Raw genomic sequence first — 24401 nt, forward strand, 5'->3', positions numbered from 1 at the left:
CACAGGTGAACACATGACCATCATCGCCAGTTTGTTACGCGCCGCCGAGTTGCCGGATTCACCCACGCCGCGCCTGGATACCGAGTTGTTGCTGGCGGCTGCGCTGGGCAAGTCCCGCAGCTTCCTGCACACCTGGCCCGAGCGGATCGTGCCGAGCGAAGCCGCGCTGCTGTTCTCCGAATACCTGCGCCGCCGCCGTTCCGGCGAGCCGGTGGCCTACATCCTGGGGCAACAGGGCTTCTGGAAACTCGACCTGGAAGTCGCCCCCCATACATTGATCCCGCGTCCCGACACCGAACTGCTGGTGGAAACCGCGCTGGCCTTGTTGCCGGCCGCACCGGCGCGGGTCCTCGACCTCGGCACCGGCAGCGGCGCCATCGCCCTGGCATTGGCCAGCGAGCGCCCGGCCTGGCAGGTGACAGCGGTAGACCGGGTGCTGGAGGCCGTGGCCCTGGCCGAGCGCAATCGCCAGCGCCTGGACCTGCGCAACGTCACGGTGCTGAGCAGCCACTGGTTCAGTGCGCTGGAAGGCGAGCGGTTCGGGCTGATCATCAGCAACCCCCCCTACATTGCCGCCACCGATCCGCACCTGGCCGAAGGCGACGTGCGTTTCGAGCCGGCCAGTGCGCTGGTGGCCGGCCAGGACGGGCTGGATGACCTGCGCGACATCATTGCCCGGGCACCGGCCCATCTCGAACCCGGCGGCTGGCTGATGCTCGAGCACGGGTACGACCAGGCCGCGGCGGTGCGAGACCTGTTGCAGGCCCAAGGCTTGCGCGAGGTCCACAGCCGCAAGGACTTGGGTGGCCATGAACGCATCAGCCTGGGGTGCCTGCCGTGCTGAACGATCAGGAATTATTGCGCTACAGCCGGCAGATTCTGCTGCAACACGTCGACATCGACGGTCAGTTGCGCCTCAAGCAGAGCCGTGTATTGATCGTCGGCCTTGGCGGTCTCGGCGCTCCGGTGGCGCTGTACCTGGCGGCCGCCGGCGTTGGCGAACTGCACCTGGCGGATTTCGACACGGTTGACCTGACCAACCTGCAACGCCAGGTCATCCACGACACCGACAGCGTCGGTCTGGGCAAGGTCGATTCGGCGATGCGGCGCCTGGCGGCGATCAATCCCGAGGTTCGATTGGTGCCGCACCGGGCAGCGATGGATGCCGACAGCCTGGCCGCCGCGGTCGCTACCGTGGATCTGGTACTCGACTGCTCCGACAACTTCTCCACCCGCGAAGCGGTGAACGCCGTTTGTGTCGCGGCAGGCAAGCCCCTGGTGAGCGGTGCAGCGATTCGCCTGGAAGGGCAGTTGTCGGTCTTCGACCCACGGCGCGCCGAAAGCCCTTGCTACCACTGCCTCTACGGCCACGGCAGCGAAGCCGAGCTGACGTGCAGCGAAGCCGGGGTGCTGGGGCCGCTGGTTGGGCTGGTCGGCAGCCTGCAGGCCCTTGAGGCCTTGAAGCTGCTGGTGGGCTTTGGCGAGCCGCTGGTGGGTCGCTTGCTGCTGATCGATGCCCTGGGCTCGCGGTTTCGCGAACTGCGGGTCAAGCGCGATCCGGGTTGCAGCGTCTGCGGTGGCCGTCATGAGTGAAGCGCCGGTCGGCGTGATGGACTCCGGTGTTGGCGGGCTCTCGGTGCTGGGGGAGATCCGGCGGCTGTTGCCCAATGAATCCCTGCTCTACGTTGGCGACTGTGGGCATATTCCCTACGGCGAGAAGAGCCCGGAATACATCCGCCAGCGCTGCGCGGTCATTGCGGACTTTCTCCTGGACCAAGGCGCCAAGGCACTGGTGGTGGCCTGCAACACTGCAACGGTGGCGGCGGTGGCCGACCTGCGTCGCGACTTCCCGCAGTGGCCCATCGTCGGCATGGAGCCGGCGGTCAAGCCGGCGGCGGCGGCCACGCGCAGCGGCATCGTCGGTGTGCTGGCCACCACGGGCACCTTGCAGAGCGCCAAATTCGCGGCGCTGCTCGACCGCTTTGCCGCCGATGTGCGTGTCATCACCCAGCCGTGCCCGGGGCTGGTGGAAATGATCGAGGCGGGGGACCTGCACAGCCCGGCCCTGCGGCAACTGTTGCAACACTACGTCGAACCGTTGCTCGCCGCCGGATGCGACACGTTGATCCTGGGCTGCACCCACTATCCATTCCTCAAGCCGCTGCTCCAGGAAATGATTGCGCCGCACATCAGCCTGATCGACACCGGTGCCGCCGTGGCCCGTCAGCTCCAGCGCCTGCTGGCGGATCGGGCGCTGCTGGCCGAAGGGCCGCCCAGCGAAACTCAATTCTGGAGTAGCGCAGACCCGACACATTTAGGAAAAATCCTACCAATGCTATGGCAATCGTCTGGCGTTGTGCGAAGCTTCGGCCTGTAAGAAAATGTGAAAATTCTGTAAAAAGTGCTGAACTTCTGTTTCAGTGCGGATTTCTATAGCTTTGTCTGTTTGTAACAAAAAAACTAACTACTAAGTCTGTTCGGAAAAGGATGTTTCTAATGAAGCGCTTATTCTGCTTTGCCGCGCTTGCGGCTGCACTACTGGGGCACACCTACACCGCACAGGCGGCTGGCGTGGAGTTTGGCATTGGCCAGACCAGCGATTCGACCATGACGTATCGTTTGGGGATGCAGTTCGATTGGGATAAAAGCTGGTTGCAGAGCGATGTCGGCCGTCTTACCGGCTACTGGAGCGGTGCCTACACCTATTGGGAAGGTGACGAGACTTCCAGCAACCACAGCCTGTCGTTCTCGCCGGTATTCGTTTATGAATTCGCCGGTGAGAGTGTGAAGCCTTACATCGAGGCAGGTGTCGGCGTTGCGTTGTTTGCCAACACCGAATTGGAGAGCAACAAGCTCGGCACGGCATTCCAGTTCGAAGACCGTATCGGCCTCGGCCTGCGCTTCAATGGCGGGCATGAAGTGGGCATTCGCGCCACGCATTACTCCAACGCTGGCATCAAGTCGACCAACGACGGTGTGGAAAGCTTCGCGCTTCACTACACAATGCCGCTGTAACGTCATACCGCAAGACCCTCACTGTGGAAGCGAGCCTGCTCGCGAAGAGGTTGGATCAGGCACCGTCAGGGTGCCTGGCGAATCCTCTTCGCGGGCAGGCCCGCTGCCACAGGTTTATCGCCCCAGGCTAGATAAGTCTGTCCTAGCGATACGCCGTCGCAATTGCCTTGCGCTCTTCAATGCACTCCGGTGCCCCCATCTCGAACTCGCGGCAGATCAGTGGGCGTTTCTCGTAGATCGTGCACATCATGCTGTCGCGGTCCAGGGCTGCGCACCAGCCGTCGTCGAGCCGCCGCATGACTTCCCCGCCCCAATCATCGGTGTCGATGAAACGCGCCGGCACCCCGGTGTCGGTGATCAGCATCACTTCCAACTGGCAGCAGCATGCCGCACACGTCGAACACGTGACGGCGGGTGTGGCGATGTCGTGGAGGGGGATGGTTTTCATGGGCGCAGTGTAAGGCAACCGGGGGCGCTCAGGGTTGACCCTTGATCGGCGACCGGTTCGTCGAGTCCCCGGGAGCGGCCTGGGCCTGGCGGCCGTTGGCGGCAGTCGATAGCGGCCAGAGTGACGACACGGACGAGACCGAGAGTGTCACTTCGGCCGGGCGTTCTGCCAATTGGCCGAGCAGGTAGGCCGCGGCATCGCCCGCCGACCAATGGGCCGGCTTGGGGAAGCAGTCGTCGACGCTCAGTGACGCACTGTCGACCCCTGGAGTGACCAGCGTCACGTCGATCCCCTCGGCCACCAATGTCTGGCGAGCCGTCTCGAACAGTTCGCGCAACGAACTGCCACCGGCGGCTTGCAAGGACGTCAGGTCGGTCACGGGGCTGGTAAGGCCCACCAGATGCGGATCGCTGCCAGTGCCCAGCAATGGCCGGGCCGTCTCGATGCAGAAGCTGGCGGCCAGCAGGTTGCTGCGCACGATGTGCTCGATCATCGTCTGTTCTAAGGGCTGCCCGTGGACGTATTCGGCGGTCCCGGCGTTTAGGATCACCCGGTCCAGGGCGCCCCATTGCCGGGCGATTGTCTCGCCGATCTCGCGTACGGTCTGGCTGTCACTGAGGTTGCCGGGCACGGCGAGGACTTGTCCTGGATAACGGGCCGAAAGGGCTTCGCACGCTTGTGCCGAGCAGGCACTGACTGCCACGCGGGCGCCGGTTTCGAGTATCGCTTCGGCCAATGCAGCGCCAATGCCGTTGCCGGCACCGGTCAACCAATACCGAGGGAGCGAACTTCGATCCATTCCATACTCCTTTTTTCGAAAGGCCGCGTGCTGGTTGATAGGGGGGCTCGCGTGAAGTCCATGTGATTAGTAAGACTATAAGCCTGGGCCCTAAATAAACACTGTTTACGCCAATTATTTATGTTCGCTAATCGCACAGCGACTAAACGGCAGTGTCCTGCCTTTTCGGCAGGTTCTTGAACGCTGCCAGGGCCCGCGCGCGGGACTGGCCAAGATCGACGATTGGCGCGGGATAGTCCACCGCGCTGAATAGATCGCCCCCGTTCCGGCGGTTTGGGTTATGGACCTGCTGGTTGTCCAGATCGTTCAGTTGCGGCAGCCAGTGCTTGATGAACCGCCCTTCAGAGTCGAACTTCTGCGACTGGCTCAACGGGTTGAAGATGCGGAACCAGGGTGACGCATCCGTGCCGGTGGATGCGCTCCACTGCCAGCCGCCGTTGTTGGCCGCCAAGTCGCCGTCGATCAGGTGCTGCATGAAGAAGCGCTCGCCTTCACGCCAGTCGATCAGCAGGTTCTTGGTCAGGAACATGGCGACGACCATGCGCAAGCGGTTGTGCATCCAGCCGGTTTCCAGCAATTGGCGCATGGCCGCGTCAATGATCGGCAGGCCGGTGCGGGCCTGCTTCCAGGCGGCCAGTTCCTGCGGGGCGTCGCGCCAGGTCAAGGCTTCGGTTTCCAGACGAAACGCGCGATGGCGGGAGACGCGTGGGTAGCCCACCAGGATGTGTTTATAAAACTCGCGCCAGAGCAGTTCATTGATCCAGGTGACCGCGCCGGCGCTGCCGCTCTCGAACTCGCCCCGATTGGCTTGCAACGCGGCGTGCAGGCACTGGCGCGGCGAAACCACGCCGGCCACCAGGTAGGCCGACAGTTGGCTGGTGCCGGGTTTGGCGGGAAAGTCCCGTTCGCTCTGGTAATAGTCGATCTGCTGATCGACAAACGTATCGAGGCGCCGCCGGGCTTCCTGCTCACCGGCGGGCCAGAGTGTCCTCAGCGCCTGGCCGGGACGCTCGAAGCCTTCGACGTGCGTCGGCACCGGGTCACTGACAATGCCGGTGGGGGCCTGGCGGACCGGTGCAGGCACCAGGCCCGGTAGCGAAAAGTGCAGACGGCTGTAGCACACCTTGCGGAACTGGCTGAACACCTGGAAGTAATTGCCGGTCTTGGTCAGTACGCTGCCGGGCTTGAACAGCACCTGATCGAGGTGGCTGTGGAAGTCGATGCCTTCCCCGGCCAGGGCCTGGGCGACCTCGGCATCACGCCGGGTTTCGTTCAGGCCGTACTCCTCGTTGACGTGAACGGCGCTGATCTTCAATTCCCGGCACAGCGTGAGCAGCACCTGCGGCGCCTGGTCCCAGTGCGCAGCGGTGCGGATCAGCAAGGGAATGTTCAGGTTGTCCAGGCCTGCGCCCAGCGACGCGAGGTTGCGCAGCCAGAAATCGATCTTGCACGGGGCATCGTCATGGGCGCGCCATTGCTCCGGGCTCAGCAGGTACACCGCCACAACGGGGCCCTTGGCTGCAGCGGCCGCCAGGGCGGTGTTGTCGTGCAGGCGCAGGTCACTGCGTAGCCAGATCAATTGCATGTTGTTTTCCATTCAAAGAAGTTCTCGGCGACTCAGTTCGTGGTAGGCCGATAGCGGGTCTTCGGCCCAGGCCACGTCAATCGCCGACACACCGGTGGATAACCGCGCGTGGTGAATCGAAGCGGCCGGGCCGGCAATGATGATCGGGCAGGCGACACCGACCAGCAGCCGGGGCAGTTGCGACAGGTTGATGGCGTTGCTGGCGTACAGCAGCACGCCGCGAGCCCCGAGGCGCTCGACCGCCAGGGCCAGTTCGCCTGGCGGGATCGGCCCGTCGAACACTTCCACCGGGCAATCGGCGCTGCTGACAAGCCAGGCGGTAAGCCACAGGTGCGGCTCCAGAACCTGGTCCGAATGGTTGACCAGCAGCAACGGCGCACCGCGCACCTGGCGGTTGTTGTGGTAGATCCGGCTGCCGAACTTGCTGCGCAGCCACGAGTGCAGGAAGACCCGTTCCAGTTGCGCCCCGAACTGGCCCTGCCAGCGCAGCTGCAGTTCGGCCAACAACGGCAACAGCAATTGCTCGCACACGGTCCGGGGCGGGTAGAGGGCCATGGCCTGGTTGACCAGGTCGTCGATCTGCCGCTCGGCCAATTGTGTTACCGCCTGCACCAGGGCGTGACGCTGGCGTTGCCAGTCGTTTTCCAACGGTTCGGCGGCCGGCTGCGGGGTGTCGAGCAAGGGCTTGATCTTGCTGACGGCCACGCCGCGATTGATCCAGGTGAGGATGCTCTGGATCTGCTGGACATGCTCGGCGTTGAACAGTCGGTGGCCCTTGGGCGTGCGGTGCGGCACGATCAAGCCGTAGCGACGCTCCCAGGCACGTAACGTGACGGCGTTGACGCCGGTTTGCCGGGCGACTTCACGGATCGGCAGCCAGCCTTGCGCCAAGGCTTCGGCGAAATCCGTCCCGAGGTCTTCGCTGGCACTGGAATCGGTTGGGCGTTTCATCAGATGGCGTTTCGCAGGCTGAGGTTTTCCGGGTGCGGTTGCAGGTAGACCTGTTGCGCCAGGTATGGGTCGGGATGCAGGCGCAAGTGATGCTTGAGCAGGGTCAGCGGCACCACCAGGGGGACGATGCCGAGGCGATACTGCCCGATGAGGTGCTGCACCTCCTGTTTGTCCTCCGTGCCGATGGCCCGCTTGAGGTAGCCGCTCAGGTGTTGCAGCACGTTGGTGTGGGTGCGGCGGGTGGCGCATTTTTTCAGGGCGCTCATCAGCGCGCTGAAGTAACGTCGGCCCAGTTCATCGGGGTCTTCCTTGCCCATGTTGCCCAGCCAATTGCCCAGGGCTTTGTATTGCGCCGGGTTGTGGGCCATCAGCAGGTATTTGTGGCGCGAATGGAAGTCGATCAGGTCGCGGCGGGTCAGGCCCTGGCGACGCAAGGGCTGCCAGGCGGCATAGGCGAACACCCGTGTGAGGAAGTTCTCCCGCAGCACGGGGTCGTTGAGGCGACCGTCTTCTTCCACCGGCAAGTCGGGATGGCGTTCGCAGAAGGCCTGGGCGTAGACACCGCGCCCGCCACCGTCCTGAGGCGCCCCGCTGGGGGCGTAGACCTTGACCCGTTCCAAGCCGCAGGATGGGGATTTCTGCATGAAGATGTAGCCGCAGATGTCATCCAGCTCCCCGGCCATCTGCCGCCCGTAATCGGCCAGCGGTTGCGTGACGTCGAGCTCGCGATTGACCGTGCCCACTGCATTTGGCGCTGTGGGGTTGCCTACCAGGCGGATAGGCTCACGGGGGATGCCCAGGCCGATGGCGACTTCGGGGCACACCGGCACGAAATCGAAGTAATCGACCAGGGTGCGACTGCACAACGGCGATTGCTTGTGCCCGCCGTTGTAGCGCACTTCAGCGCCCATGAGGCAGGCACTGATGGCGATTTTGGGTTTGGTGACGGCTTCGTTGGGCATGGGCACCTCGGATGACATAATCTTGTACAGGTTATTAAATTTGTACAATATGTTTCATCATAGAGGTGAAGTTGTACAAGTCAAACGGTTTTGCCGACCTGAGGGCAGCCAGGCGTCCTCGTACGTGTGGGGCGAGCTCGCTCCCACCCGGTTTTCCTGAGCAGGCGGGCATGGGCGATGGTTTTTCAAAGAGGGGCTGCTGTCCGTTTCGACAGCAGCGGGTGGGAGCGGATGAGGCGGTTTACTGCAGGCTGGCGTGCAAGCGACGGGCAGCTTCCTGGCCGCTGAGCCAGGCACCTTCGACCCGGCCGGACAGGCACCAGTCGCCGCACACGTACAGGCCCAGGTCGGCATCGGCCAGGGCGCCCCATTCATGGCTGCCGGCGGGACGGGCGTAGAGCCAACGGTGGGCCACGCTGAAGTGTGGGGCGGGCATGGCGCTGTGCAACAGTTCGGCGAAGGCGCCGTGCAGGTGCTCGATCACGGCCTCCTTGGACAGGTCGATGTGCTGCCGGCTCCAGTCGCTGGTGGCGTGCAGCACCCAGGTGTCGAGCGCGCTGTCGCGCCCTGGCTTGCTGCGGTTGCGAGCCAACCAGTCGAGGGGGCTGTCTTGTACGAAGCAGCCTTCCATGGGGGTGTCCAGCGGCGTTTCGAAGGCCAGGGCCACCGCCCAGGTCGGGTCCATCTTCACGCCGGCCGCCACGCCGGCCAGCTTGGGTACGGCCGCCAGCAGTGCGGTGGCCTGGGGCGCCGGGGTGGCGATCACCACCTGGCCGAAGGGGCCGTGGGTGAAGCCTTCGGCGTCCTGCAGATGCCAGTGTTCCTGGCCGCGATACACTTCGGTGATCCGGCAGGAAAACTGCACTTGCAGCGTGCCGAGCAGGGCCCGGGTGATGGCGCTCATGCGGGGCGTGCCGACCCAGCGGGTCTGCTCGTCCGGCGAGGGGCTCAGTTGCCCGCCCTGGAAATTGTAGAGTTGCGGGTTCCATTCCGCGGCCCAGCCGTTGGCTTGCCAGCGCTGCACTTCCGTGACGAAGCGCCGGTCGCGGGCGGTGAAGTACTGGGCGCCCATGTCCAGCGCGCCGGCGTCGCTGCGCTTGCTGGACATGCGTCCGCCGCTGCCATGGCTTTTATCGAAGAGTTGAACGATGTGCCCGGCCTCCGTCAGGGCCTGGGCGGCTGAGAGTCCGGCGATGCCGGTGCCGATGATTGCGATAGGTACAGTCATGAGGGCCTCGTTTACCTTTTCTGTACAGACTACGCCGTCGTTTAAACCTGTACAATTCGGGTTTTTGGTATAAGTTTTACCGTTCGCGTTCGGATAGGTTGTCCTATTGTTAAACACAGACCCTGTCCGATACGAAAAATCCCTGCTTATAAAAATAGACTAATGGGCTGGGTAAAACGCGATGCGAGGAACATCTCATGCACATATTGCTGACCGGCGGTACTGGTTTGATCGGGCGTCAGCTCTGCCGCCTGTGGTTGGGACAGGGGCATCGCTTGACGGTCTGGAGTCGTCGCCCCGAAGAGGTGACGAAAATCTGCGGGGCGCAGGTCAAGGGCATCGCCCGGCTCGATGACATCGTCGAGCCCGTGGACGCGGTGGTGAACCTGGCCGGTGCGCCGATTGGCGACCGCCCCTGGACCCACAAGCGCAAGATGTTGCTGTGGAGCAGTCGCATCACCCTGACCGAAGTATTGCTGGCGTGGCTGGAACGTTGCGAGCAGAAACCGCGGGTGCTGGTGTCCGGTTCCGCCGTGGGCTGGTATGGCGATGGCGGCGAACGCGAGTTGACCGAGGCTTGCGGGCCGGTGAGCGAGGATTTCGCCAGTCAGTTGTGCATCGCCTGGGAAGAAACCGCGCAACGTGCCGAGGCCCTGGGCCTGCGCGTGGTGCTGGTGCGGACCGGCCTGGTGCTGTCCGCCGAGGGCGGCCTTTTGTCGCGGCTGTCGCTGCCGTTCAAACTGGCGCTGGGCGGGCGAATCGGCAATGGTAGGCAGTGGATGCCATGGATTCATATCGACGATCAAATCGCCCTGATTGATTTTCTTCTGCACCAGGACGACGCCAGCGGTCCTTATAATGCCTGCGCGCCGAACCCGGTGCGCAATCGCGATTTCGCCAAGGCCTTGGGGCGCGCGTTGCACCGGCCAGCCGTGGTGCCGATGCCGGAGCTGGCGTTGAAAGTCATGCTGGGGGAGTTGTCATTGCTGTTGCTGGGCGGGCAGCGCGCCACGCCGGCCCGATTGCAGGCGGCAGGTTTCACATTCCGCTTCACCGATTTACCCGCGGCCCTGGATGACTTGTCCAGCCGCCTTTGAAATAGGACGTTGCATGACCGATCACGCGTTGCTGCTGGTTAATCTGGGTTCGCCTGCTTCCACCTCGGTGGCCGATGTGCGCCGTTACCTCAATCAATTCCTGATGGACCCTTACGTCATCGACCTGCCATGGCTGGTGCGCCGCTTGCTGGTGTCGCTGATCCTGGTCAAGCGTCCCGAGCAGTCCGCGCACGCCTACGCCTCGATCTGGTGGGACGAGGGCTCGCCGCTGGTGGTGCTCAGCCGCCGCCTGCAACAAGCCATGACCGCCCAGTGGACCCAAGGCCCCGTGGAACTGGCGATGCGCTACGGCGAGCCGTCCATCGAGTCGACGCTGGTGCGCCTGGCGAGCCAGGGGCACCAGAAAATCACGTTGGCGCCGCTGTATCCGCAGTTCGCCGACAGCACCGTCACCACGGTGGTCGAGGAAGCCAGGCGAGTGGTGCGGGAAAAGAAACTCAACGTGCAGTTCTCGGTCTTGCAGCCGTTCTACGACCAGCCGGAATACCTCGACGCCCTGGTCGCCAGCGCCAAGCCTTACCTGATGCAGGATCACGATCATCTGCTGTTGAGTTTCCACGGCTTGCCGGAGCGGCACCTGACCAAGCTCGACCCGACGGGGTTTCATTGCTTCAAGGACGCCGACTGCTGCAAGAACGCTCCACCGGAAGTCATTGCAACCTGCTACCGCGCCCAGTGCATCCGCACGGCCGAGCTGTTTGCCCAGCAGATGGGGCTCAAGCCAGGGCGGTGGTCCGTGTCGTTCCAGTCCCGCCTTGGCCGCGCCAAGTGGATCGAACCCTACACCGAAGCGCGCCTGGAAGAACTGGCCAAAAGTGGCGTGAAGAAAGTGCTGGTGATGTGCCCGGCGTTCGTGGCCGATTGCATCGAGACTTTGGAAGAGATCGGTGATCGTGGGCGCGAGCAGTTCCGCGAGGCGGGCGGGGAGGAGTTGGTGCTGGTGCCCTGCCTCAATGACGACCCGCAGTGGGCGAAGGCATTGAGCACTCTGTGTGAACGGGCGCCGATGGCGCTATAAAGTTCAAGGGCGCTTTCGCGAGCAAGCCCGTTCCCACAGTGGATTCTGGATGGTCACAGAATGTGTGTACACCCGAGTTCCACTGTGGGAGCGGGCTTGCTCGCGAAGAGGCCCGACCCGACAGCACCTCTATCAGATCAGCGGCTCATCCGGTTTCTTGTGCTTCCAGCCGTCATTGCCCGGCAGCAGCAGGTTCAGCGCAATCGCCACCACCGCGCACAGCGCAATACCCTTGAGGCCGAAGTCGTCCGGGCCGGTGCCGGTGCCCACCAGCACGCCGCCGATGCCGAACACCAGGGTCACCGACACGATCACCAGGTTGCGGGCTTCGCCCAGGTCGATCTTGTGGCGGATCAGCGTGTTCATGCCCACCGCTGCAATCGAACCGAACAACAGGCAGAGGATCCCGCCCATCACCGGCACCGGGATGCTTTGCAGCAGTGCGCCGAACTTGCCGATGAACGCCAGGCTGATGGCGAAGATGGCCGCCCAGGTCATGATCTTCGGGTTGTAGTTCTTGGTCAGCATCACCGCGCCGGTGACTTCGGCGTAGGTGGTGTTGGGCGGGCCGCCGAAGAGGCCGGCTGCGGTGGTGGCGATGCCGTCACCGAACAGGGTGCGATGCAGGCCTGGTTTTTTCAGGTAGTCGCGACCGGTCACGCTGCCCACGGCGATCACGCCGCCGATGTGCTCGATGGCCGGCGCCAGGGCCACCGGGACGATGAACAGGATCGCCTGCCAGTTGAACGCCGGTGCGGTGAAGTTCGGCAGGGCGAACCAAGGCGCGGCGGCGATTTTCGCGGTGTCCACGACACCGAAGAAAAAGGCCATGGCAAAGCCCACCAGCACGCCGGAAATGATCGGCACCAGGCGGAAGATGCCTTTGCCGAACACCGCGACGACCAGGGTGGTGAGCAGGGCGGGCATCGAAATCATCATCGCCGTCTGGTAGTGGATCAGTTCGGTGCCGTCGCCGGCCTTGCCCATCGCCATGTTCGCGGCAATCGGCGCCATCGCCAGACCAATGGAAATGATCACCGGGCCGATAACCACCGGCGGCAACAACCGGTCAATGAAGCCGGTGCCCTTGATCTTCACCGCCAGGCCCAGGAAGGTGTAGACGAAACCGGCCGCCATCACCCCGCCCATGGTTTCGGCCAGGCCGAACTGCCCCTTGGCGAGGATGATCGGGGTGATGAACGCGAAGCTCGATGCCAGGAACACCGGCACCTGGCGCCCGGTGACGACCTGGAACAGGATCGTGCCCAGGCCGGCGGTGAACAGCGCCACGTTCGGATCCAGCCCGGTGATCAAGGGCATCAGCACCAGCGCGCCGAAGGCGACGAACAGCATCTGCGCGCCGGACAGTACCTGGCGCCAGAGCGGATCGTTGAACTCATCCTGCATGCTCAGGCGTCCTTCTGCTTGGTGCCGAAGATCTTGTCGCCGGCATCGCCCAGGCCCGGGATGATGTAGCCATGCTCATTGAGCTTGTGGTCGATGGACGCGGTGTAGATGGTCACGTCGGGGTGCGCGTCCTGCACGGCCTGGATGCCTTCGGGCGCGGCCACCAGCACCATCGCGCGAATGTCCCGGCAACCGGCTTTTTTCAGCAGGTCGATGGTGGCGACCATGGAACTGCCGGTGGCGAGCATCGGGTCGATGATCATGGCCAGGCGTTCGTCGATTTCCGGCACCAGTTTTTCCAGGTAGGTGTGGGCCTGCAACGTTTCTTCGTTGCGCGCCACGCCCACGGCGCTGACCTTGGCGCCCGGGATCAGGCTCAGCACGCCTTCGAGCATGCCGATGCCGGCGCGCAGGATCGGCACCACGGTGATTTTCTTGCCGGCGATTTTCTCGACCTGGACCTTGCCGGCCCAACCGTCGATTTCATAGGACTCCAGGGGCAGGTCCTTGGTGGCTTCGTAGGTGAGCAGGGCACCGACTTCCTGGGCAAGCTCCCGGAAGTTCTTCGTGCTAATGTCGGCGCGGCGCATCAGGCCGAGTTTGTGTCTGATCAGCGGATGGCGGATCTCGAGGATGGGCATGGGGAAGGCTCCGGCGGCGGGCAAAAAAACCGGCCTAGATTAATCTATCCGAGGGTGTTGTCCTATAGACAATACAGAACGTTAGTCCACAAACGCTTGATCTGGCCGGGCGGGATGCGTACCTTTGCCCGCTTTTCTGAACCTCCCGCCCCCTCAACCCCCTTGGAGAGCGCCATGTCCGCTGATCTCGAGCATATCCGTCAAATCATGCGAGAGGCTGACTGCCTGTACACCGAAGCCGAAGTCGAAGCGGCGATCGCCCGTGTCGGCGCACAGATCAACGAGCAACTGGCCGAGTCCAACCCGGTGGTGTTCTGCGTCATGAACGGCGGGCTGATTTTCTCCGGCAAGCTGCTGACCTACCTGAACTTCCCGCTGGAAGCGTCCTACCTGCACGCCACCCGTTATCGCAACGAGACCAGCGGCGGCGACCTGTTCTGGAAGGCCAAGCCGGAAGTCTCGTTCATCGACCGCGACGTGCTGATCATCGACGACATTCTCGACGAGGGCCACACCCTCGGCGCCATCATCGACTTCTGCAAGCATGCCGGCGCCCGTGCGGTGCACACCGCCGTGCTGATCGACAAAGACCACGACCGCAAGGCCCGTCCGGACCTGAAGGCCGATTTCGTCGGCCTGCCGTGCATCGACCGCTACATCTTCGGCTACGGCATGGACTACAAAGGCTACTGGCGCAACGCGAACGGTATTTTCGCGGTCAAGGGGATGTAATCGATGAACCGGCCAAGCTTTCTGGATCAAGCGTTGTTTGATGAAGTGGCCGGGAAAGCCGCCGCCAGCGCGCGTGGGCGGCAGCACCACAATTTTCATCAGATGGACGAACCTTGCCATCGCATGGCGGTAGGCTTGCAGCCTTCGACATACATCCCTCCGCACCGTCACCTGAGTGCCGACAAGGCGGAAACCCTGCTGGTGCTCAAAGGGCGGCTGGGGGTGTTGATCTTCGATGAAGGCGGTGCGGTGGTGGACAAGCGCGTCCTGCAGGCCGGCGGCGATTGCCTGGGCGTCGACCTGCCGGCTGGCGTGTATCACGGTCTGGTGGTGCTGGAAGCCGACAGTCTGATGTTCGAATGCAAGGCCGGTCCCTACCGCCCGGTGGGCGACGGCGAACTGGCCCACTGGGCACCCCGCGAAGGCGAGGCCGGCGTGGCTGAGTACCAGTCGTGGATGCGGGCGCAGTTCGACTGAGCACCGCATCGGGCACAGGCAGCGAAGGTTTTGTGGCGAGGGGGAGCTCGTTTTCGTGGCGAGGGAGCTTGCTCCCGCTGGGCTGCGAAGCGGCCCCCCTCGCCACAGGTCAGGCGCAGTGGGCTTGCAGCCAGCGCTCACTCTTGATCCGCGCCTGCTCCAGCGTTTTCACATAGGCCAGTTGGCGCTGTTCGCGGTGGATGCCGGCGCGGCGCAGTTTCAGGCGTACCCGCGGCGCGGTCGCCACCAGGATCAGGCCGATGCCCTGCTTGCGGTAATCCTTCAGGATGTTTTCAAACGCGGCCAGTGCGGTCATGTCCAGCATCGGCACGGCACTCATCTCCACGATCACCACTCGAACCCCCGGGTCGAAACGGCGTAGCACATCCAAGGCCTTTTCGGCGGCGCCGAAGAACAGTGGCCCGCGGATGCCATAGCAGCGCACATGCTCGGGCATGTCCAGCAAGGCCTGGTGGAAGTGGCGGGGCAGTTCGGCGCTGTCGGTCAGTTCACTCATGCGCTTGATGAACAACCCGGCGGCCAGCAACAGACCGACCGCGACGGCCAGCACCATGTCGAACAGCACCGTCAGGCCCAGGCAGGTCAGCAGCACCAGCACGTCGCTGCGCGGGGCGATGCGCAGGGTGTGCAGCACATGCCCGGCTTCGCTCATGTTCCAGGCAACCATGACCAGCAATGCCGCCAGCGCGGCCATGGGCAAGTAGCTGAACAGCGGTGCCAGCAGCACCATCGCCAGCAGCACCACCAGGCTGTGGATGATCGCGGCCAACGGTGACGACGCGCCGCTGCGCACATTGGTGGCGCTGCGGGCAATCGCGGCGGTGGCGGTGATGCCGCCGAACAGCGGCGCCACCAGATTGCCCAGGCCTTGGCCTATCAGCTCGGCATTGGGGTCGTGCTTGCTGCCGGTCATGCCGTCCGCCACCACGGCGCACAGCAGTGACTCGATGGCGCCGAGCATGGCGATGGCGAAGGCGGGGCCCAGCAACTGGCGGATCAGGTCATAGGAAAGGTTCAGGGGGTGGCCCTGGCCGTCCGGCAGATGCCAGGGCCAGTCGAAGCTTGGCAGAAACGGTGGGATGCCCGGGTAGGTGACGCCCTCCACCACGTAACCAAAGCGTTCGCCCAGTGTCGCGACCGGCAAGCCCCAGCGCTCCATCGCCAGCCCCAGCAGTGCGCCCACCAGCAAAGCGACCAGATGCCCGGGGACTTTCGGCACCCAGCGCGGCCAGATGATCAATAGCGCCAGGCAGGTGACGCCGATCAGGCTATCGCCCAGGCGGGCGCCGGGAAGGGCGATGAGCAGTTCGCCGAGCTGTTCCATGTAGTGCCTGGCCTGGCCGACGTTGCTCAGGCCCAGCAGGTCCTTGAGTTGCAACGTGGCGATGACCACGCCGATCCCGGCGGTGAAGCCCAGGATGACCGGGTAGGGGATGTACTGGATCAGCCGTCCGGCCCGCATCAGGCCCAAGGCGATCAGGATCAGGCCGGCCAGCATCGTGCACAACAGCAAGCCGCCCAGGCCGTATTGCTGGGTGATGGGCAACAGGATCACCACGAACGCCGCCGTCGGCCCGCTCACGTTGAAGCGCGAGCCACCGGTGAGGGCGATCAGCGGCGCCGCCACCAGCACGGTGTACAGGCCATGCTGCGGAGGCACGCCAACGGCGATCGCCAGGGCCATGGCCAACGGAATGGCGATGATCCCGACGGTCAGCCCGGCCACCAGGTCGCCGCGCAGGCGCGCAAGGGTATAACCAGCCCGCCAGCTCTGGCGCCAGGCGGCGAACAACGGTGGGGCGGAGAAAGACATGAATACTCCTCGCAAGGGGCTGGCACTGGCCCTCGCCACAAAGGCATGCACCGCTAAACCGGGGCTGATGGCTCTTTGAGTATGCCGTGCTCGTTGCGCGGATGTATTGATCTGGATCGTTATTTTTACCGCCCAGGCTCATGCTAGAGTGCCCGGCCAAGACCCCGGAGCTTGCCATGCCTGTCTCGATTCGCCGTTGCGCCGCTGTACTGCTGATATCCAGCCTGCCTTTGACGGCGATGGCCGCACCGATGCACAGCCAGTTCCTGCCCCCCGACGACCTGGTGGCGCGCCAGGAACAGCCCGAACAGCAGCAATTGCTGCAGGTCACCGAATATTCGGTGGTGCTGGGCAATCAGCGTCAATCCAATCAACAGCCGATCCCGGTCACCTCACCCTTGCTGGTGCGCCTCAAGGGCAAGCCACTGAACAAGGGCGCCAGCCTCAACCAGGTGATCCTCAACTTCGACGGCGAAAGCAAAAGCCTGAAGAAGCCGGTTTTCGACGAGGCCAGCAAGACCCTCACCCTGACTTATCCACAGGCCCAATACCGGGTGGTCATTGATCTGCTGCGCAACAACACTGTGTATGTGCAGTTCCTCACCTACGCCAATGGCCACATCTGGGCCGATCTGCACACCAGGGCCGAACGCTCGCGTTGAGCCTCGGGGCCTGCCGGGGGTAAACTGCCCGCCCCGTGAATCGTGCGAGTTGGAGCCGGCAATGCGTAAAGACAAGAAACAGGTGATTGGTGACGAGATTGGCGACGAACAGATCAAGCTGTTCCTCAATTTCGAACCGGTCGATGCCACTTCGCCGTCGCTGCACAAACTGATCAAGGGCTACCGCGGCCTGCGGGTCGATGATTTCGAGCGGTTCCTGACCTTCTTCGTCGAAGCCGGCTACGACCTCCATGGCAAGGATGAGCACGGCAACGACTTCGTGGCGTTGGTCCAGGACCAGCGCAACGCCGAGGAATACATCGAATTGATCGAGAAGGCGCGTGGCTGATTGATCATGGGCCTGCTTCGCAGGCCAGCGGGAGCAAGCTCCCTCGCCACAAAACGTCACCCATAAAAAACGCCCCGCTCTCATGGAGAACGGGGCGTTTTTTATGGGGCGAGCCTCACGCGTAGCTTTGGGTCTCGCTGCTTTGCTCGACCAGCTCCAGCGCGACGTTGTTCTGCGCGTTGATCTTGCGATACAGCGCCGCGTCGGTTTCCAGCACTTTTTCCCGGGCCGGGAAAATTTCCGCGAGCTTGGTGGCCCACTCGCCCTTGGCCTTGTCCGGGAAGCAGCGCTCGATCAGTTCCAGCATGATCGAAACGGTCACCGAAGCACCTGGCGATGCGCCGAGCAGGGCGGCGAGGGTACCGTCCTTGGCCGCTACCAGTTCGGTGCCGAACTGCAGGATGCCGCCTTTCTTCGGGTCTTTCTTGATGATCTGCACCCGCTGGCCGGCCACTTCCAAGCGCCAGTCCTCGGCTTTCGCCTCGGGGTAGAAGCGCCGCAGCGATTCCAGGCGTTGCTCCATCGATTGCATCACTTCGCTGATCAGGTACTTGGTCAGGTCCATGTTGTCGCGGGCCACGGCCAGCATCGGGCCGATGTTGCCGGCCCGTACCGACAGCGGCAGGTCCATGATCGAACCGTGCTTGAGGAACTTGGTGGTGAAGCCGGCGTAGGGCCCGAACAGCAGGGATTTCTTGCCATCGACCACGCGGGTGTCCAGGTGCGGCACCGACATGGGCGGCGAGCCGACCGCGGCCTGGCTGTAGACCTTGGCCTGGTGGTGCTTGACCACGTCCGGGTTGTCGCAGCGCAGCCACTGGCCGCTGACCGGGAAGCCGCCGAAGCCCTTGCTTTCCTCGATGCCCGAGGCTTGCAGTAGCGGCAATGCTGCACCGCCGGCGCCCAGGAAGACGAACTTGGCGTCGACTTCGCGGGTGCTGCCGGAATTGACGTCCTTGATGCTCACGGTCCAGCCACTGCCCTTGCGCTTGAGACCGGTGACACGCTTGCAATACTTGACCTGGGTGTCCGGTGCGCTGGTCAGGTGCTTGAGCAACTGGTTGGTCAAGGCGCCGAAGTTGACGTCGGTGCCGTTCATGACGCGGGTGGCGGCGATGACCTCATCGGCTGGCCGGCCCGGCATCATCAGCGGCATCCACTCGGCCATCACGGCCTTGTCCTCGGTGTACTCCATGTCGGCGAAGGCGTGGTGCTTGCTCAGCAGCTCGAAGCGCTTCTTGAGGAACGACACGCCTTTTTCGCCCTGGACGAAGCTCAGGTGCGGCACCGGGGCGATGAACGACTTGGAAGAACCGAACGAGCCCTTTTTGGTCAGGTACGTCCAGAACTGCTTCGACACCTCGAACTGGGTGTTGATGTGCACGGCTTTCTTGATGTCGACACTGCCATCGGCCGCCTGGGGCGTGTAGTTGAGCTCACACAGCCCGGCGTGGCCGGTACCGGCGTTGTTCCAGGGGTTGGAACTCTCCGCGGCACCGGAATCCATCAGCTCGACGACTTCCAGCGAGATCGCGGGGTCGAGCTCCTTGAGCAGTACGGCCAGGGTGGCACTCATGATGCCGGCCCCTACCAGAACTACATCGACTGCTTCGTTATGCGCCATTTAACGCGTCTCCAAAATCTGCAGCACCAAATTGTCGGCATAGCGGCCAGGATTGGCGGGGCAGGTGGTGGTGCCCCAGGTACCCATGGCCAGGATCGCCATGTCCGAATCTTCGCAATTTTTCGCAACTACTGCGGATGCATGCAGCCTGGCCTTACAGAGTCACATGAACTCATTTAAGCGCCGGGCAGGCAATTCGACTTATGGCCGAGACATCCGTTAGCGCAACCAAATCCGTAGCGGACAGGCTTCAGGCAGCGGTTCTTGAGCGATATCCGGTCCTGTATCGTTGGGCTGTTTCAGACGCTAATGGTGCTTGTTCAGACGCAAAACTCTTCATTTGCTCGCCACACTCTTGTGAAGTTGTGAAAACCCGTTTTTTCACGCTCTTTTGAAGACGTGAACCTCAAAAAAGGGCTGTCCCAGCCTGGCACCGCGCCCGGTTTGGTTGCCCCCATGTATTACATGACAGGCAAAACGGGCAGACAGCTCAGTGACCGAGCGTAATGACAGCTCTGCAGATGCGCGAAAAGTGGTCAATGGCTTGAGAAACAGCAAGCGCGCCAGCTTCACTCGATCTGTGTGGGCGGCTCTCTGTGGGCGGTGCGGGGTGCCAATACCTGCGCATCAGCGGCGTTGCGGGGCCCGATCAGGAGACGTCCTTATAATCGGGGGGAGATTGTATCGAAGAAACGCAGGGAAATGGTCGTGATTAATGACTTTTATTAGCCGTCCGGTCAGATGGTCAACAGTTGTCGGTTGCGTGCGCGAGCGCGCACCGGTTGCACGCGGGCGCTGGCGGGCAGTGGCTGGTGCAGCCAGTTGAGGCGGATCTCTTCGATTTCCACCCAGCCTTCGCCCATGGGTTGCAGGCTGCATTGCTTGAACGCCTGGCAAAGACCGTTGCGGTCCAGCAGGGCGAAGCTGCGGTGGTGAGGGCGCGGTGTGAACAGGGAAATGAGCAAGCGCATGATCGGATACCGGGTCAGGGAGCTTGAGGCTAGCCTGACAGCGGGCCATGACATGGCGGTGTAAGGACCGTGACAATGGGGTGACAGGAACCGCGGTTACCGGCCCGTGTCAGACATTTGAGTATTCATCGTGCGGTGCTAGTTCCAAGGCCGAGCGCACCGCTATACTGCCGGCCTGTTCGTGCCCGATTCTGGAGAGAAGCGCATGTTGCAACGCCTGTTGTTCGGTTTGATCGCCGTGGCCAGTCTGACCCTCGTCGGCTGCGCCCACAGCCCGCAACAACTCAACCCCGAGCCCAAGCTCAACGCCCAACTGGCGCCCGTAGGACGTGGCCAGCCGGTGGTGGTACGGGTAGTGGACGGTCGTCCGTCGCCGACCCTCGGCACCCGTGGCGGGCTGTACCCGGAAACCAGCGTGATCACGGTGCAGGGCGCGCAGATCCTGCCCAAGCTGCAGGCCCAGGCTGAAGCCGCTGTCCGCCTGCTCGGCTTCACCCCGACCGCGAACGCTTTGAACGCGCCGCAACTGACCGTGACCCTGGCCGAACTCAAGTACCAGTCGCCCAAGGAAGGCATGTACGTGACCGAAGCCACCATCGGCGCGACCTTCCGCTCCGACGTGCAGAATGCCAACCGCCGCTACAGCGGTCGCTACGGTGCGTCGCTGGACCAGCGCTTCGGCATGGCGCCCAACCAGGACACCAACACCAAGCTGGTCAGCGATGTGTTGAGCGATGCCCTGACGCGTCTGTTCAAGGACCCGACCATTGGCCAGGTGCTGGCTGAGTAAAAGTCAACCATCCCCAATGTGGGAGCGAGCTTGCTCGCGATAGCGGCCTGTCAGTCAACAGATGTGTTGGTGTGCGGACGCTATCGCGAGCAAGCTCGCTCCCACAGGTGTTTTTGCAGGAGCGATTTCATGCCGCCTGTGAATACAACTCCAGCACACTGATCCCGGTCAGCAGGTCGGTCTCGGGCAGGTCGGCGTGCTGGTGGCCGCCGAGGGCGCAATACACCAGCCAGTGTCGGTCCTGCACATTGAAGGACAGGCTGTCGACGAGGTTCTGCTGTTCGTCGCTGGGGCTGATGAGGTAGAGGCGGTCCTGGTTTTCGGCGTGAAGCATGATGGGGTCCGGGCTGGTTTGAAGGGCGACAGGGTGGCTTATCCAGATGACGAAACCGTGACGGGGCAAATTAATCGGTCGCCCGGACCTTGCCCCCACAGGTCGGAAAAAACCGCCCAGGGCGGCAGGCTTTCGGTAGAATCCGCGCCCTGTTCGTAGGTCCCGGACGTGTCCTGTCCGTATTTCCGCTTGAGGTTCGTGATGTCGCTGCATCTGTTTTCGCTGTTCGCTGCCCACCCCGCCAAACTGATCAACCTGCTCGCGTTGCTGTTCGCCTGCCCGGGCGGTTGGGTGCTGCATGCGACGCGCCGCCGTGAGCAGCGGGCCCGAGCCTGCCTGCAAGCACGCAGCGGAAACGGTGAGGAGCGCTTCGAGGCGCTGCTGGACCTGGCGACCCAGCGCATGAACCGGTTCTTCTACCGGTTCGGTTTCGGTTGCCTGGCGCTGGCGTTGCTGGTGTCGTGGATCAGCACGCAGATTCACTGATCAGGTTATTGATGTAGGCGTTGTCTGTGGCGAGGGGATTTATCCCCGTTCGAGTGCGGAGCACTCGCCAGGCTTGGATAAGCAAACAATCCTGGGGGCTGCTGCGCAGCCCAGCGGGGATAAATCCCCTCGCCACAGGTATGGCGCTTCTCCTGAGGTCGAGACACGCTCCGCCTTACAACGCCAACCCCGCCTTGACCCGATACTGATTGCGCACCGGCGTCGCGTATTGCAGCACCAGGAACGGTCGGTAATCCGCCGGGCAAGCGTCCAGTCGGCGTTGCCACTCTTGCTCGGCCTTGGCCAGTTCCTCGGCACCAAACACCTCGGCCGCCGTCGGCACCTGCAATTGCGGGTCGGCGTCAGCCCATTGGGCGTAGGCCAGGTAGTGCACCGGGAACAACCGATAGCCGCCGAGAATCTGCCGGTCCATTTCCACGGCCAATTGCTTGGTGTCCTCGAAATATTCGGTGATGGGCGTGGCAAAGTTCACATGCACCCGGCCCTTGTAGCCGGTGATGCCCTTGGCAATGCTCACGTCGTCCTCGCCGGGCGCCTTGGTGTAGGTGCCGGTGGTGGCGCGGATGTACAGCTCGCGGGCCTTGGCCTGGTCGCACGGGTCGTATTCGTAGCTGATGGACACCGGCGTGAGGTTCAGCGACTGGATTACTTCGCCGAACGGCTCGTCCTTGCGGCTCATGTGGAACATCTTGAGGATCGCCGACTCGGTGCGGTCGTCGCCGTCCTTGGCCCGGCCTTCGGCCTGGGCGATCCAGATCGAGGCGCAGTCGTTGCGGATCGAGTGGTTGATGTAGGCCGACAGCAACTGGTAGGCCGCCAGTTTTTCCCGGCGTCCGGTGAGGGAGCGGTGCACGATGAAGCTCTTGTTCAGGCGCATCAGGTCGCTGACGAACGGTTTTTGCAGCAGGTTGTCGCCAATGGCGATGCGCGGTGTCGGCAGGCCGGCGTGGTACACGGCGTAGTTGACGAAGGCCGGGTCCATCACGATGTCGCGGTGGTTGGCGATGAACAGGTAGGCGCTGCCGGACTTGAATTGCTCCACGCCGGTATAGGTCACGCCGTCGGTGGCGCGCTCGATGGTGTGGTCGACGTAGAACTCTACCTTGTCCTGCAAAGTGGCGACGGAGCTCACACCGGCGAACTCACGACGCAATCTTTGCGCTATAAGGGGTTTGAGCATCCAGCCTAATGCGCCGGCCAGGCGCGGGAAGCGGAAGTGGGTGAGGATATCTAGAAACGCCTTGTCGCCGAGCAGCCGTGCCAGCACCGCTGGGACTTCACTGTCGTCGTAAGGTCGGATGGCATCGAATTCGCCCATCATGCTCTCTTGTTGGAAACGGCTAGGGTAAGTAAAGGTTCGCTCAAAAAACGATGGGGCACGGCCTGGCAGACAAGCCAGGCGAAAATAGCCCTGCAAACAGACCGGCGATTATACGCACAAGTCACCTGGGAGACCCGCGATGCTGGAAACTGCTCTTTATGATTGCCCCTATTGTGGTGAAGAGATCGAGACGTCCGTGGACCTGTCGGGTGGGGACCAGAACTACATCGAGGACTGTCAGGTCTGTTGTCGGCCGGTCACCTTTGTCCTGCAGGTGCATGGCGAGGAATGGCATCTTGAGGTCCACGCCGAAAACGACTGAGGGGCGCGCCCATGCAACGCATCTACGAGCTGGAAAACCTGATGGAGGGCGAGCTGCTGCAAGGCATGCTCGCCAGCGAGGGCATCACCGCGCATCTGGTGGGCCGCGACCTGGTGGGCGGCGTCGGTGAGTTGCCGATGCAAGGCTTGCTGGGGCTGGCGGTGGAGGACGAGCAGGCGCAATACGCCCGTGAGTTGATCGTTGCGTACAATGCGGCGATGCCCGTGCCCGGCGATGAGCCGCAGAGCTACCCCGGCACGCTGGTCTGTTAGGCTGGCGGCCGTTTGATAAAGAGTTGTGTTGCCCCATGTGTGGACGTTATGCCCTGTTTCGCTGGAACCCCGCTTTCGCGGCCTTGCCCGGCTTTCCGGCCGACCAGAAGGCCCAATGGAATATATCGCCCAACGATTCGGTGCTGATGCTGCGTGTCGGCGCCGACGGCCAGCGGGAACTGGCCCGGGCACGCTGGGGGCTGACGCCGCCGTGGCTGACCGACCTGTCCCGCACCCCGGCCCATGCCCGGGCCGAAACCGTGGCCGAGCAACCGATGTTCCGCGAGGCCTTGCGCCTGCGGCGCTGCCTGCTGCCGGCCAACGGCTTTTATGAATGGCGCGGCGGCACGCGCAAGCGCCCGTACTGGTTGACCCCGGGCGAAGGGTCGTCGTTGTTCTTCGCCGCGATCTGGGAGGCGTATCCGGTGCAGGAACAGGTGTGGTTGAGCACGGCGGTCATTACCCAGCCGGCGGCGGGGCAGCGCCGGCCACTGATTCTGGACGAAGAAGGCCAGCGCCAGTGGCTAGACCCCCAGACGCCATTGCATGCTTTGCAAGGGCTGCTGGCCAGCGAACCGGCCGCCTTGCGCGAGCGGGTGCTGGCCAACATGGTCAATGACCCGAAGCTCAATGGGCCGGAGTGCCTGACGCCGGCTTGAGGGCGTTGGTGTATTGGCTGGCCTCTTCGCGAGCCAATCCGAATGCCTGTGGGAGCGGGCTTGAACTGGCCTAATGATTTTGGACACTTCAATCGGGCGCTATGATGGCGCCCAAATCTGAGGTGTTTGGCTATGCGTAAATCTTATTCCAGTGAGTTCAAGCTCAAAGCTGCCAGCATGGTGCTGGACGAAGGCCAGTCAGTTCCTGAGGTCTGTGCCACTCTGGATATTGGCCCTACTGCCTTGCGCCGTTGGGTCGACCAGGTTCGCAAAGAGCGCTTGGGTTCGACCCCGGAAGGGGCCAAGGCGATTACCGCCGATCAGCGAGAGATCCAGCAGCTCAAAGCGTTGCTCAGGCAAAAAGACCTGGACATT

29 protein-coding genes are annotated in these 24401 nt (G+C 63.1%); 16 read left to right on the plus strand and 13 right to left on the minus strand.

Going from position 1 to position 24401, the window contains the following annotated elements; all coding sequences use genetic code 11:
• Positions 1-13: 13 nt before the first annotated feature.
• From prmC to AD664_RS15375, 4 genes are all read left to right on the plus strand, one after another.
• Positions 14-844: a peptide chain release factor N(5)-glutamine methyltransferase gene (gene prmC / locus AD664_RS15360; RefSeq protein ID WP_053147666.1), complete on the plus strand. Its 831-nt coding sequence runs from the start codon at positions 14-16 to the stop codon at positions 842-844.
• Positions 838-1593 (plus strand): molybdopterin-synthase adenylyltransferase MoeB, encoded by a 756-nt coding sequence (locus tag AD664_RS15365; RefSeq protein WP_053147703.1) that lies wholly within the window; start codon positions 838-840, stop codon positions 1591-1593. The genes prmC and AD664_RS15365 overlap by 7 nt, the downstream gene beginning before the upstream one ends.
• The gene (murI, locus tag AD664_RS15370) at positions 1586-2377 is read left to right on the plus strand and encodes a glutamate racemase (protein ID WP_053147668.1); all 792 of its coding nucleotides are present in this window, start codon (positions 1586-1588) and stop codon (positions 2375-2377) included. The genes AD664_RS15365 and murI overlap by 8 nt, the downstream gene beginning before the upstream one ends.
• A 119-nt stretch (positions 2378-2496) precedes the next feature.
• Positions 2497-3015 carry an acyloxyacyl hydrolase gene (locus AD664_RS15375; protein WP_053147670.1) on the plus strand — a complete coding sequence of 173 codons (519 nt, stop codon included), beginning with the start codon at positions 2497-2499 and terminating at the stop codon, positions 3013-3015.
• A 142-nt stretch (positions 3016-3157) separates the two neighbouring features.
• On the opposite strand, the gene AD664_RS15380 is transcribed toward AD664_RS15375, so the two are convergent.
• The 6 genes from AD664_RS15380 to AD664_RS15405 all read right to left on the minus strand — a co-directional run bounded on the left by AD664_RS15380 (position 3158) and on the right by AD664_RS15405 (position 8988).
• On the minus strand, positions 3158-3463 hold the full coding sequence (locus tag AD664_RS15380) for a YkgJ family cysteine cluster protein (RefSeq protein ID WP_053147672.1): 306 nt from the start codon (positions 3461-3463) through the stop codon (positions 3158-3160).
• A gap of 28 nt (positions 3464-3491) precedes the next feature.
• Positions 3492-4262, minus strand: a complete 771-nt coding sequence (locus AD664_RS15385; protein WP_053147675.1) for an SDR family oxidoreductase — start codon at positions 4260-4262, stop codon at positions 3492-3494.
• Positions 4263-4404: 142 nt separating this feature from the next.
• Complete coding sequence (gene phrB, locus AD664_RS15390) at positions 4405-5847, minus strand: deoxyribodipyrimidine photo-lyase (protein WP_053147705.1); 1443 nt, start codon at positions 5845-5847, stop codon at positions 4405-4407.
• A gap of 12 nt (positions 5848-5859) precedes the next feature.
• Positions 5860-6798 carry a MerR family transcriptional regulator gene (locus AD664_RS15395; RefSeq protein WP_053147676.1) on the minus strand — a complete coding sequence of 313 codons (939 nt, stop codon included), beginning with the start codon at positions 6796-6798 and terminating at the stop codon, positions 5860-5862.
• Positions 6798-7760: a 2-thiouracil desulfurase family protein gene (locus AD664_RS15400; RefSeq protein ID WP_053147707.1), complete on the minus strand. Its 963-nt coding sequence runs from the start codon at positions 7758-7760 to the stop codon at positions 6798-6800. The genes AD664_RS15395 and AD664_RS15400 overlap by 1 nt, the downstream gene beginning before the upstream one ends.
• Positions 7761-8001: 241 nt before the next feature.
• Entirely contained in the window at positions 8002-8988 is a 987-nt protein-coding gene (locus tag AD664_RS15405) for an NAD(P)/FAD-dependent oxidoreductase (protein ID WP_053147678.1), read from the minus strand.
• Between the two features lie 197 nt (positions 8989-9185).
• On the opposite strand from AD664_RS15405, the gene AD664_RS15410 reads away from it, so the two are divergent.
• Complete coding sequence (locus tag AD664_RS15410; RefSeq protein WP_053147680.1) at positions 9186-10085, plus strand: TIGR01777 family oxidoreductase; 900 nt, start codon at positions 9186-9188, stop codon at positions 10083-10085.
• A 13-nt stretch (positions 10086-10098) separates the two neighbouring features.
• Positions 10099-11124, plus strand: a complete 1026-nt coding sequence (hemH, locus tag AD664_RS15415) for a ferrochelatase (protein ID WP_053147682.1) — start codon at positions 10099-10101, stop codon at positions 11122-11124.
• 132 nt (positions 11125-11256) lie between these two features.
• Here the strand turns inward: hemH and AD664_RS15420 are convergent, their stop codons facing one another.
• Positions 11257-12531, minus strand: a complete 1275-nt coding sequence (locus AD664_RS15420; protein WP_053147684.1) for a uracil-xanthine permease family protein — start codon at positions 12529-12531, stop codon at positions 11257-11259.
• Between the two features lie 2 nt (positions 12532-12533).
• A complete protein-coding gene (upp, locus tag AD664_RS15425) occupies positions 12534-13172 on the minus strand; it encodes a uracil phosphoribosyltransferase (protein WP_042732256.1) in 639 nt (212 codons plus the stop codon).
• A gap of 174 nt (positions 13173-13346) precedes the next feature.
• On the opposite strand from upp, the gene AD664_RS15430 reads away from it, so the two are divergent.
• Together AD664_RS15430 and AD664_RS15435 are read left to right on the plus strand one after the other, a co-directional pair.
• Positions 13347-13904 (plus strand): hypoxanthine-guanine phosphoribosyltransferase, encoded by a 558-nt coding sequence (locus AD664_RS15430; protein ID WP_042732257.1) that lies wholly within the window; start codon positions 13347-13349, stop codon positions 13902-13904.
• 3 nt (positions 13905-13907) lie between these two features.
• The gene (locus tag AD664_RS15435) at positions 13908-14381 is read left to right on the plus strand and encodes a WbuC family cupin fold metalloprotein (protein ID WP_053147686.1); all 474 of its coding nucleotides are present in this window, start codon (positions 13908-13910) and stop codon (positions 14379-14381) included.
• Between the two features lie 109 nt (positions 14382-14490).
• Here the strand turns inward: AD664_RS15435 and dauA are convergent, their stop codons facing one another.
• Positions 14491-16215 (minus strand): C4-dicarboxylic acid transporter DauA, encoded by a 1725-nt coding sequence (gene dauA / locus AD664_RS15440; RefSeq protein WP_053147688.1) that lies wholly within the window; start codon positions 16213-16215, stop codon positions 14491-14493.
• A 176-nt stretch (positions 16216-16391) separates the two neighbouring features.
• Between dauA and AD664_RS15445 the strand changes: the two genes are divergently transcribed.
• Together AD664_RS15445 and AD664_RS15450 are read left to right on the plus strand one after the other, a co-directional pair.
• Complete coding sequence (locus tag AD664_RS15445) at positions 16392-16877, plus strand: hypothetical protein (protein ID WP_053147691.1); 486 nt, start codon at positions 16392-16394, stop codon at positions 16875-16877.
• A 61-nt stretch (positions 16878-16938) separates the two neighbouring features.
• Positions 16939-17226, plus strand: a complete 288-nt coding sequence (locus AD664_RS15450) for a PA4642 family protein (RefSeq protein ID WP_042732370.1) — start codon at positions 16939-16941, stop codon at positions 17224-17226.
• A gap of 115 nt (positions 17227-17341) precedes the next feature.
• On the opposite strand, the gene mqo is transcribed toward AD664_RS15450, so the two are convergent.
• Together mqo and AD664_RS15460 are read right to left on the minus strand one after the other, a co-directional pair.
• Positions 17342-18850, minus strand: coding sequence for a malate dehydrogenase (quinone) (gene mqo, locus AD664_RS15455; protein ID WP_053147693.1), 1509 nt, complete (start codon positions 18848-18850; stop codon positions 17342-17344).
• A gap of 737 nt (positions 18851-19587) precedes the next feature.
• Positions 19588-19821, minus strand: coding sequence for a hypothetical protein (locus AD664_RS15460; RefSeq protein ID WP_042732368.1), 234 nt, complete (start codon positions 19819-19821; stop codon positions 19588-19590).
• A gap of 205 nt (positions 19822-20026) precedes the next feature.
• Here AD664_RS15460 and AD664_RS15465 point away from each other — a divergent pair, with 205 nt between their 5' ends.
• On the plus strand, positions 20027-20611 hold the full coding sequence (locus tag AD664_RS15465) for a YajG family lipoprotein (protein WP_047735960.1): 585 nt from the start codon (positions 20027-20029) through the stop codon (positions 20609-20611).
• A 127-nt stretch (positions 20612-20738) separates the two neighbouring features.
• Here the strand turns inward: AD664_RS15465 and AD664_RS15470 are convergent, their stop codons facing one another.
• The gene (locus tag AD664_RS15470; RefSeq protein WP_047735959.1) at positions 20739-20945 is read right to left on the minus strand and encodes a hypothetical protein; all 207 of its coding nucleotides are present in this window, start codon (positions 20943-20945) and stop codon (positions 20739-20741) included.
• A gap of 201 nt (positions 20946-21146) precedes the next feature.
• Here AD664_RS15470 and AD664_RS15475 point away from each other — a divergent pair, with 201 nt between their 5' ends.
• Positions 21147-21431: a hypothetical protein gene (locus tag AD664_RS15475; protein ID WP_042732190.1), complete on the plus strand. Its 285-nt coding sequence runs from the start codon at positions 21147-21149 to the stop codon at positions 21429-21431.
• Between the two features lie 175 nt (positions 21432-21606).
• Here AD664_RS15475 and AD664_RS15480 read toward each other — a convergent pair whose 3' ends face one another.
• Positions 21607-22773 (minus strand): 1-acyl-sn-glycerol-3-phosphate acyltransferase, encoded by a 1167-nt coding sequence (locus tag AD664_RS15480; RefSeq protein WP_053147695.1) that lies wholly within the window; start codon positions 22771-22773, stop codon positions 21607-21609.
• Positions 22774-22912: 139 nt separating this feature from the next.
• On the opposite strand from AD664_RS15480, the gene AD664_RS15485 reads away from it, so the two are divergent.
• From AD664_RS15485 to AD664_RS15500, 4 genes are all read left to right on the plus strand, one after another.
• A complete protein-coding gene (locus tag AD664_RS15485) occupies positions 22913-23095 on the plus strand; it encodes a CPXCG motif-containing cysteine-rich protein (RefSeq protein ID WP_047735957.1) in 183 nt (60 codons plus the stop codon).
• A gap of 11 nt (positions 23096-23106) precedes the next feature.
• Positions 23107-23367 (plus strand): putative signal transducing protein, encoded by a 261-nt coding sequence (locus AD664_RS15490; protein ID WP_042732193.1) that lies wholly within the window; start codon positions 23107-23109, stop codon positions 23365-23367.
• 35 nt (positions 23368-23402) lie between these two features.
• Positions 23403-24026 carry an SOS response-associated peptidase gene (locus AD664_RS15495; RefSeq protein WP_053147697.1) on the plus strand — a complete coding sequence of 208 codons (624 nt, stop codon included), beginning with the start codon at positions 23403-23405 and terminating at the stop codon, positions 24024-24026.
• 132 nt (positions 24027-24158) lie between these two features.
• Positions 24159-24401 (plus strand): transposase (locus AD664_RS15500; protein ID WP_053147700.1); only part of this gene is annotated, 243 nt, incomplete at its 3' end.

Origin of the sequence: Pseudomonas sp. P97.38 (assembly GCF_001269745.1) — a bacterium.
In the GTDB taxonomy this organism is placed as follows: domain Bacteria; phylum Pseudomonadota; class Gammaproteobacteria; order Pseudomonadales; family Pseudomonadaceae; genus Aquipseudomonas; species Aquipseudomonas chlororaphis_E.

What these genes read in the sequence shown, in the direction of transcription:
- prmC (WP_053147666.1), top strand. Translation starts at nt 14, where the DNA reads ATGACCATCATCGCCAGTTTGTTACGCGCCGCCGAGTTGCCGGATTCA.
- murI (WP_053147668.1), top strand. Translation starts at nt 1,586, where the DNA reads ATGAGTGAAGCGCCGGTCGGCGTGATGGACTCCGGTGTTGGCGGGCTC.
- AD664_RS15375 (WP_053147670.1), top strand. Translation starts at nt 2,497, where the DNA reads ATGAAGCGCTTATTCTGCTTTGCCGCGCTTGCGGCTGCACTACTGGGG.
- AD664_RS15380 (WP_053147672.1), bottom strand. Translation starts at nt 3,463, where the DNA reads ATGAAAACCATCCCCCTCCACGACATCGCCACACCCGCCGTCACGTGT.
- AD664_RS15385 (WP_053147675.1), bottom strand. Translation starts at nt 4,262, where the DNA reads ATGGATCGAAGTTCGCTCCCTCGGTATTGGTTGACCGGTGCCGGCAAC.
- phrB (WP_053147705.1), bottom strand. Translation starts at nt 5,847, where the DNA reads ATGCAATTGATCTGGCTACGCAGTGACCTGCGCCTGCACGACAACACC.
- AD664_RS15395 (WP_053147676.1), bottom strand. Translation starts at nt 6,798, where the DNA reads ATGAAACGCCCAACCGATTCCAGTGCCAGCGAAGACCTCGGGACGGAT.
- AD664_RS15400 (WP_053147707.1), bottom strand. Translation starts at nt 7,760, where the DNA reads ATGCCCAACGAAGCCGTCACCAAACCCAAAATCGCCATCAGTGCCTGC.
- AD664_RS15405 (WP_053147678.1), bottom strand. Translation starts at nt 8,988, where the DNA reads ATGACTGTACCTATCGCAATCATCGGCACCGGCATCGCCGGACTCTCA.
- AD664_RS15410 (WP_053147680.1), top strand. Translation starts at nt 9,186, where the DNA reads ATGCACATATTGCTGACCGGCGGTACTGGTTTGATCGGGCGTCAGCTC.
- hemH (WP_053147682.1), top strand. Translation starts at nt 10,099, where the DNA reads ATGACCGATCACGCGTTGCTGCTGGTTAATCTGGGTTCGCCTGCTTCC.
- AD664_RS15420 (WP_053147684.1), bottom strand. Translation starts at nt 12,531, where the DNA reads ATGCAGGATGAGTTCAACGATCCGCTCTGGCGCCAGGTACTGTCCGGC.
- upp (WP_042732256.1), bottom strand. Translation starts at nt 13,172, where the DNA reads ATGCCCATCCTCGAGATCCGCCATCCGCTGATCAGACACAAACTCGGC.
- AD664_RS15430 (WP_042732257.1), top strand. Translation starts at nt 13,347, where the DNA reads ATGTCCGCTGATCTCGAGCATATCCGTCAAATCATGCGAGAGGCTGAC.
- AD664_RS15435 (WP_053147686.1), top strand. Translation starts at nt 13,908, where the DNA reads ATGAACCGGCCAAGCTTTCTGGATCAAGCGTTGTTTGATGAAGTGGCC.
- dauA (WP_053147688.1), bottom strand. Translation starts at nt 16,215, where the DNA reads ATGTCTTTCTCCGCCCCACCGTTGTTCGCCGCCTGGCGCCAGAGCTGG.
- AD664_RS15445 (WP_053147691.1), top strand. Translation starts at nt 16,392, where the DNA reads ATGCCTGTCTCGATTCGCCGTTGCGCCGCTGTACTGCTGATATCCAGC.
- AD664_RS15450 (WP_042732370.1), top strand. Translation starts at nt 16,939, where the DNA reads ATGCGTAAAGACAAGAAACAGGTGATTGGTGACGAGATTGGCGACGAA.
- mqo (WP_053147693.1), bottom strand. Translation starts at nt 18,850, where the DNA reads ATGGCGCATAACGAAGCAGTCGATGTAGTTCTGGTAGGGGCCGGCATC.
- AD664_RS15460 (WP_042732368.1), bottom strand. Translation starts at nt 19,821, where the DNA reads ATGCGCTTGCTCATTTCCCTGTTCACACCGCGCCCTCACCACCGCAGC.
- AD664_RS15465 (WP_047735960.1), top strand. Translation starts at nt 20,027, where the DNA reads ATGTTGCAACGCCTGTTGTTCGGTTTGATCGCCGTGGCCAGTCTGACC.
- AD664_RS15470 (WP_047735959.1), bottom strand. Translation starts at nt 20,945, where the DNA reads ATGCTTCACGCCGAAAACCAGGACCGCCTCTACCTCATCAGCCCCAGC.
- AD664_RS15475 (WP_042732190.1), top strand. Translation starts at nt 21,147, where the DNA reads ATGTCGCTGCATCTGTTTTCGCTGTTCGCTGCCCACCCCGCCAAACTG.
- AD664_RS15480 (WP_053147695.1), bottom strand. Translation starts at nt 22,773, where the DNA reads ATGATGGGCGAATTCGATGCCATCCGACCTTACGACGACAGTGAAGTC.
- AD664_RS15485 (WP_047735957.1), top strand. Translation starts at nt 22,913, where the DNA reads ATGCTGGAAACTGCTCTTTATGATTGCCCCTATTGTGGTGAAGAGATC.
- AD664_RS15490 (WP_042732193.1), top strand. Translation starts at nt 23,107, where the DNA reads ATGCAACGCATCTACGAGCTGGAAAACCTGATGGAGGGCGAGCTGCTG.
- AD664_RS15495 (WP_053147697.1), top strand. Translation starts at nt 23,403, where the DNA reads ATGTGTGGACGTTATGCCCTGTTTCGCTGGAACCCCGCTTTCGCGGCC.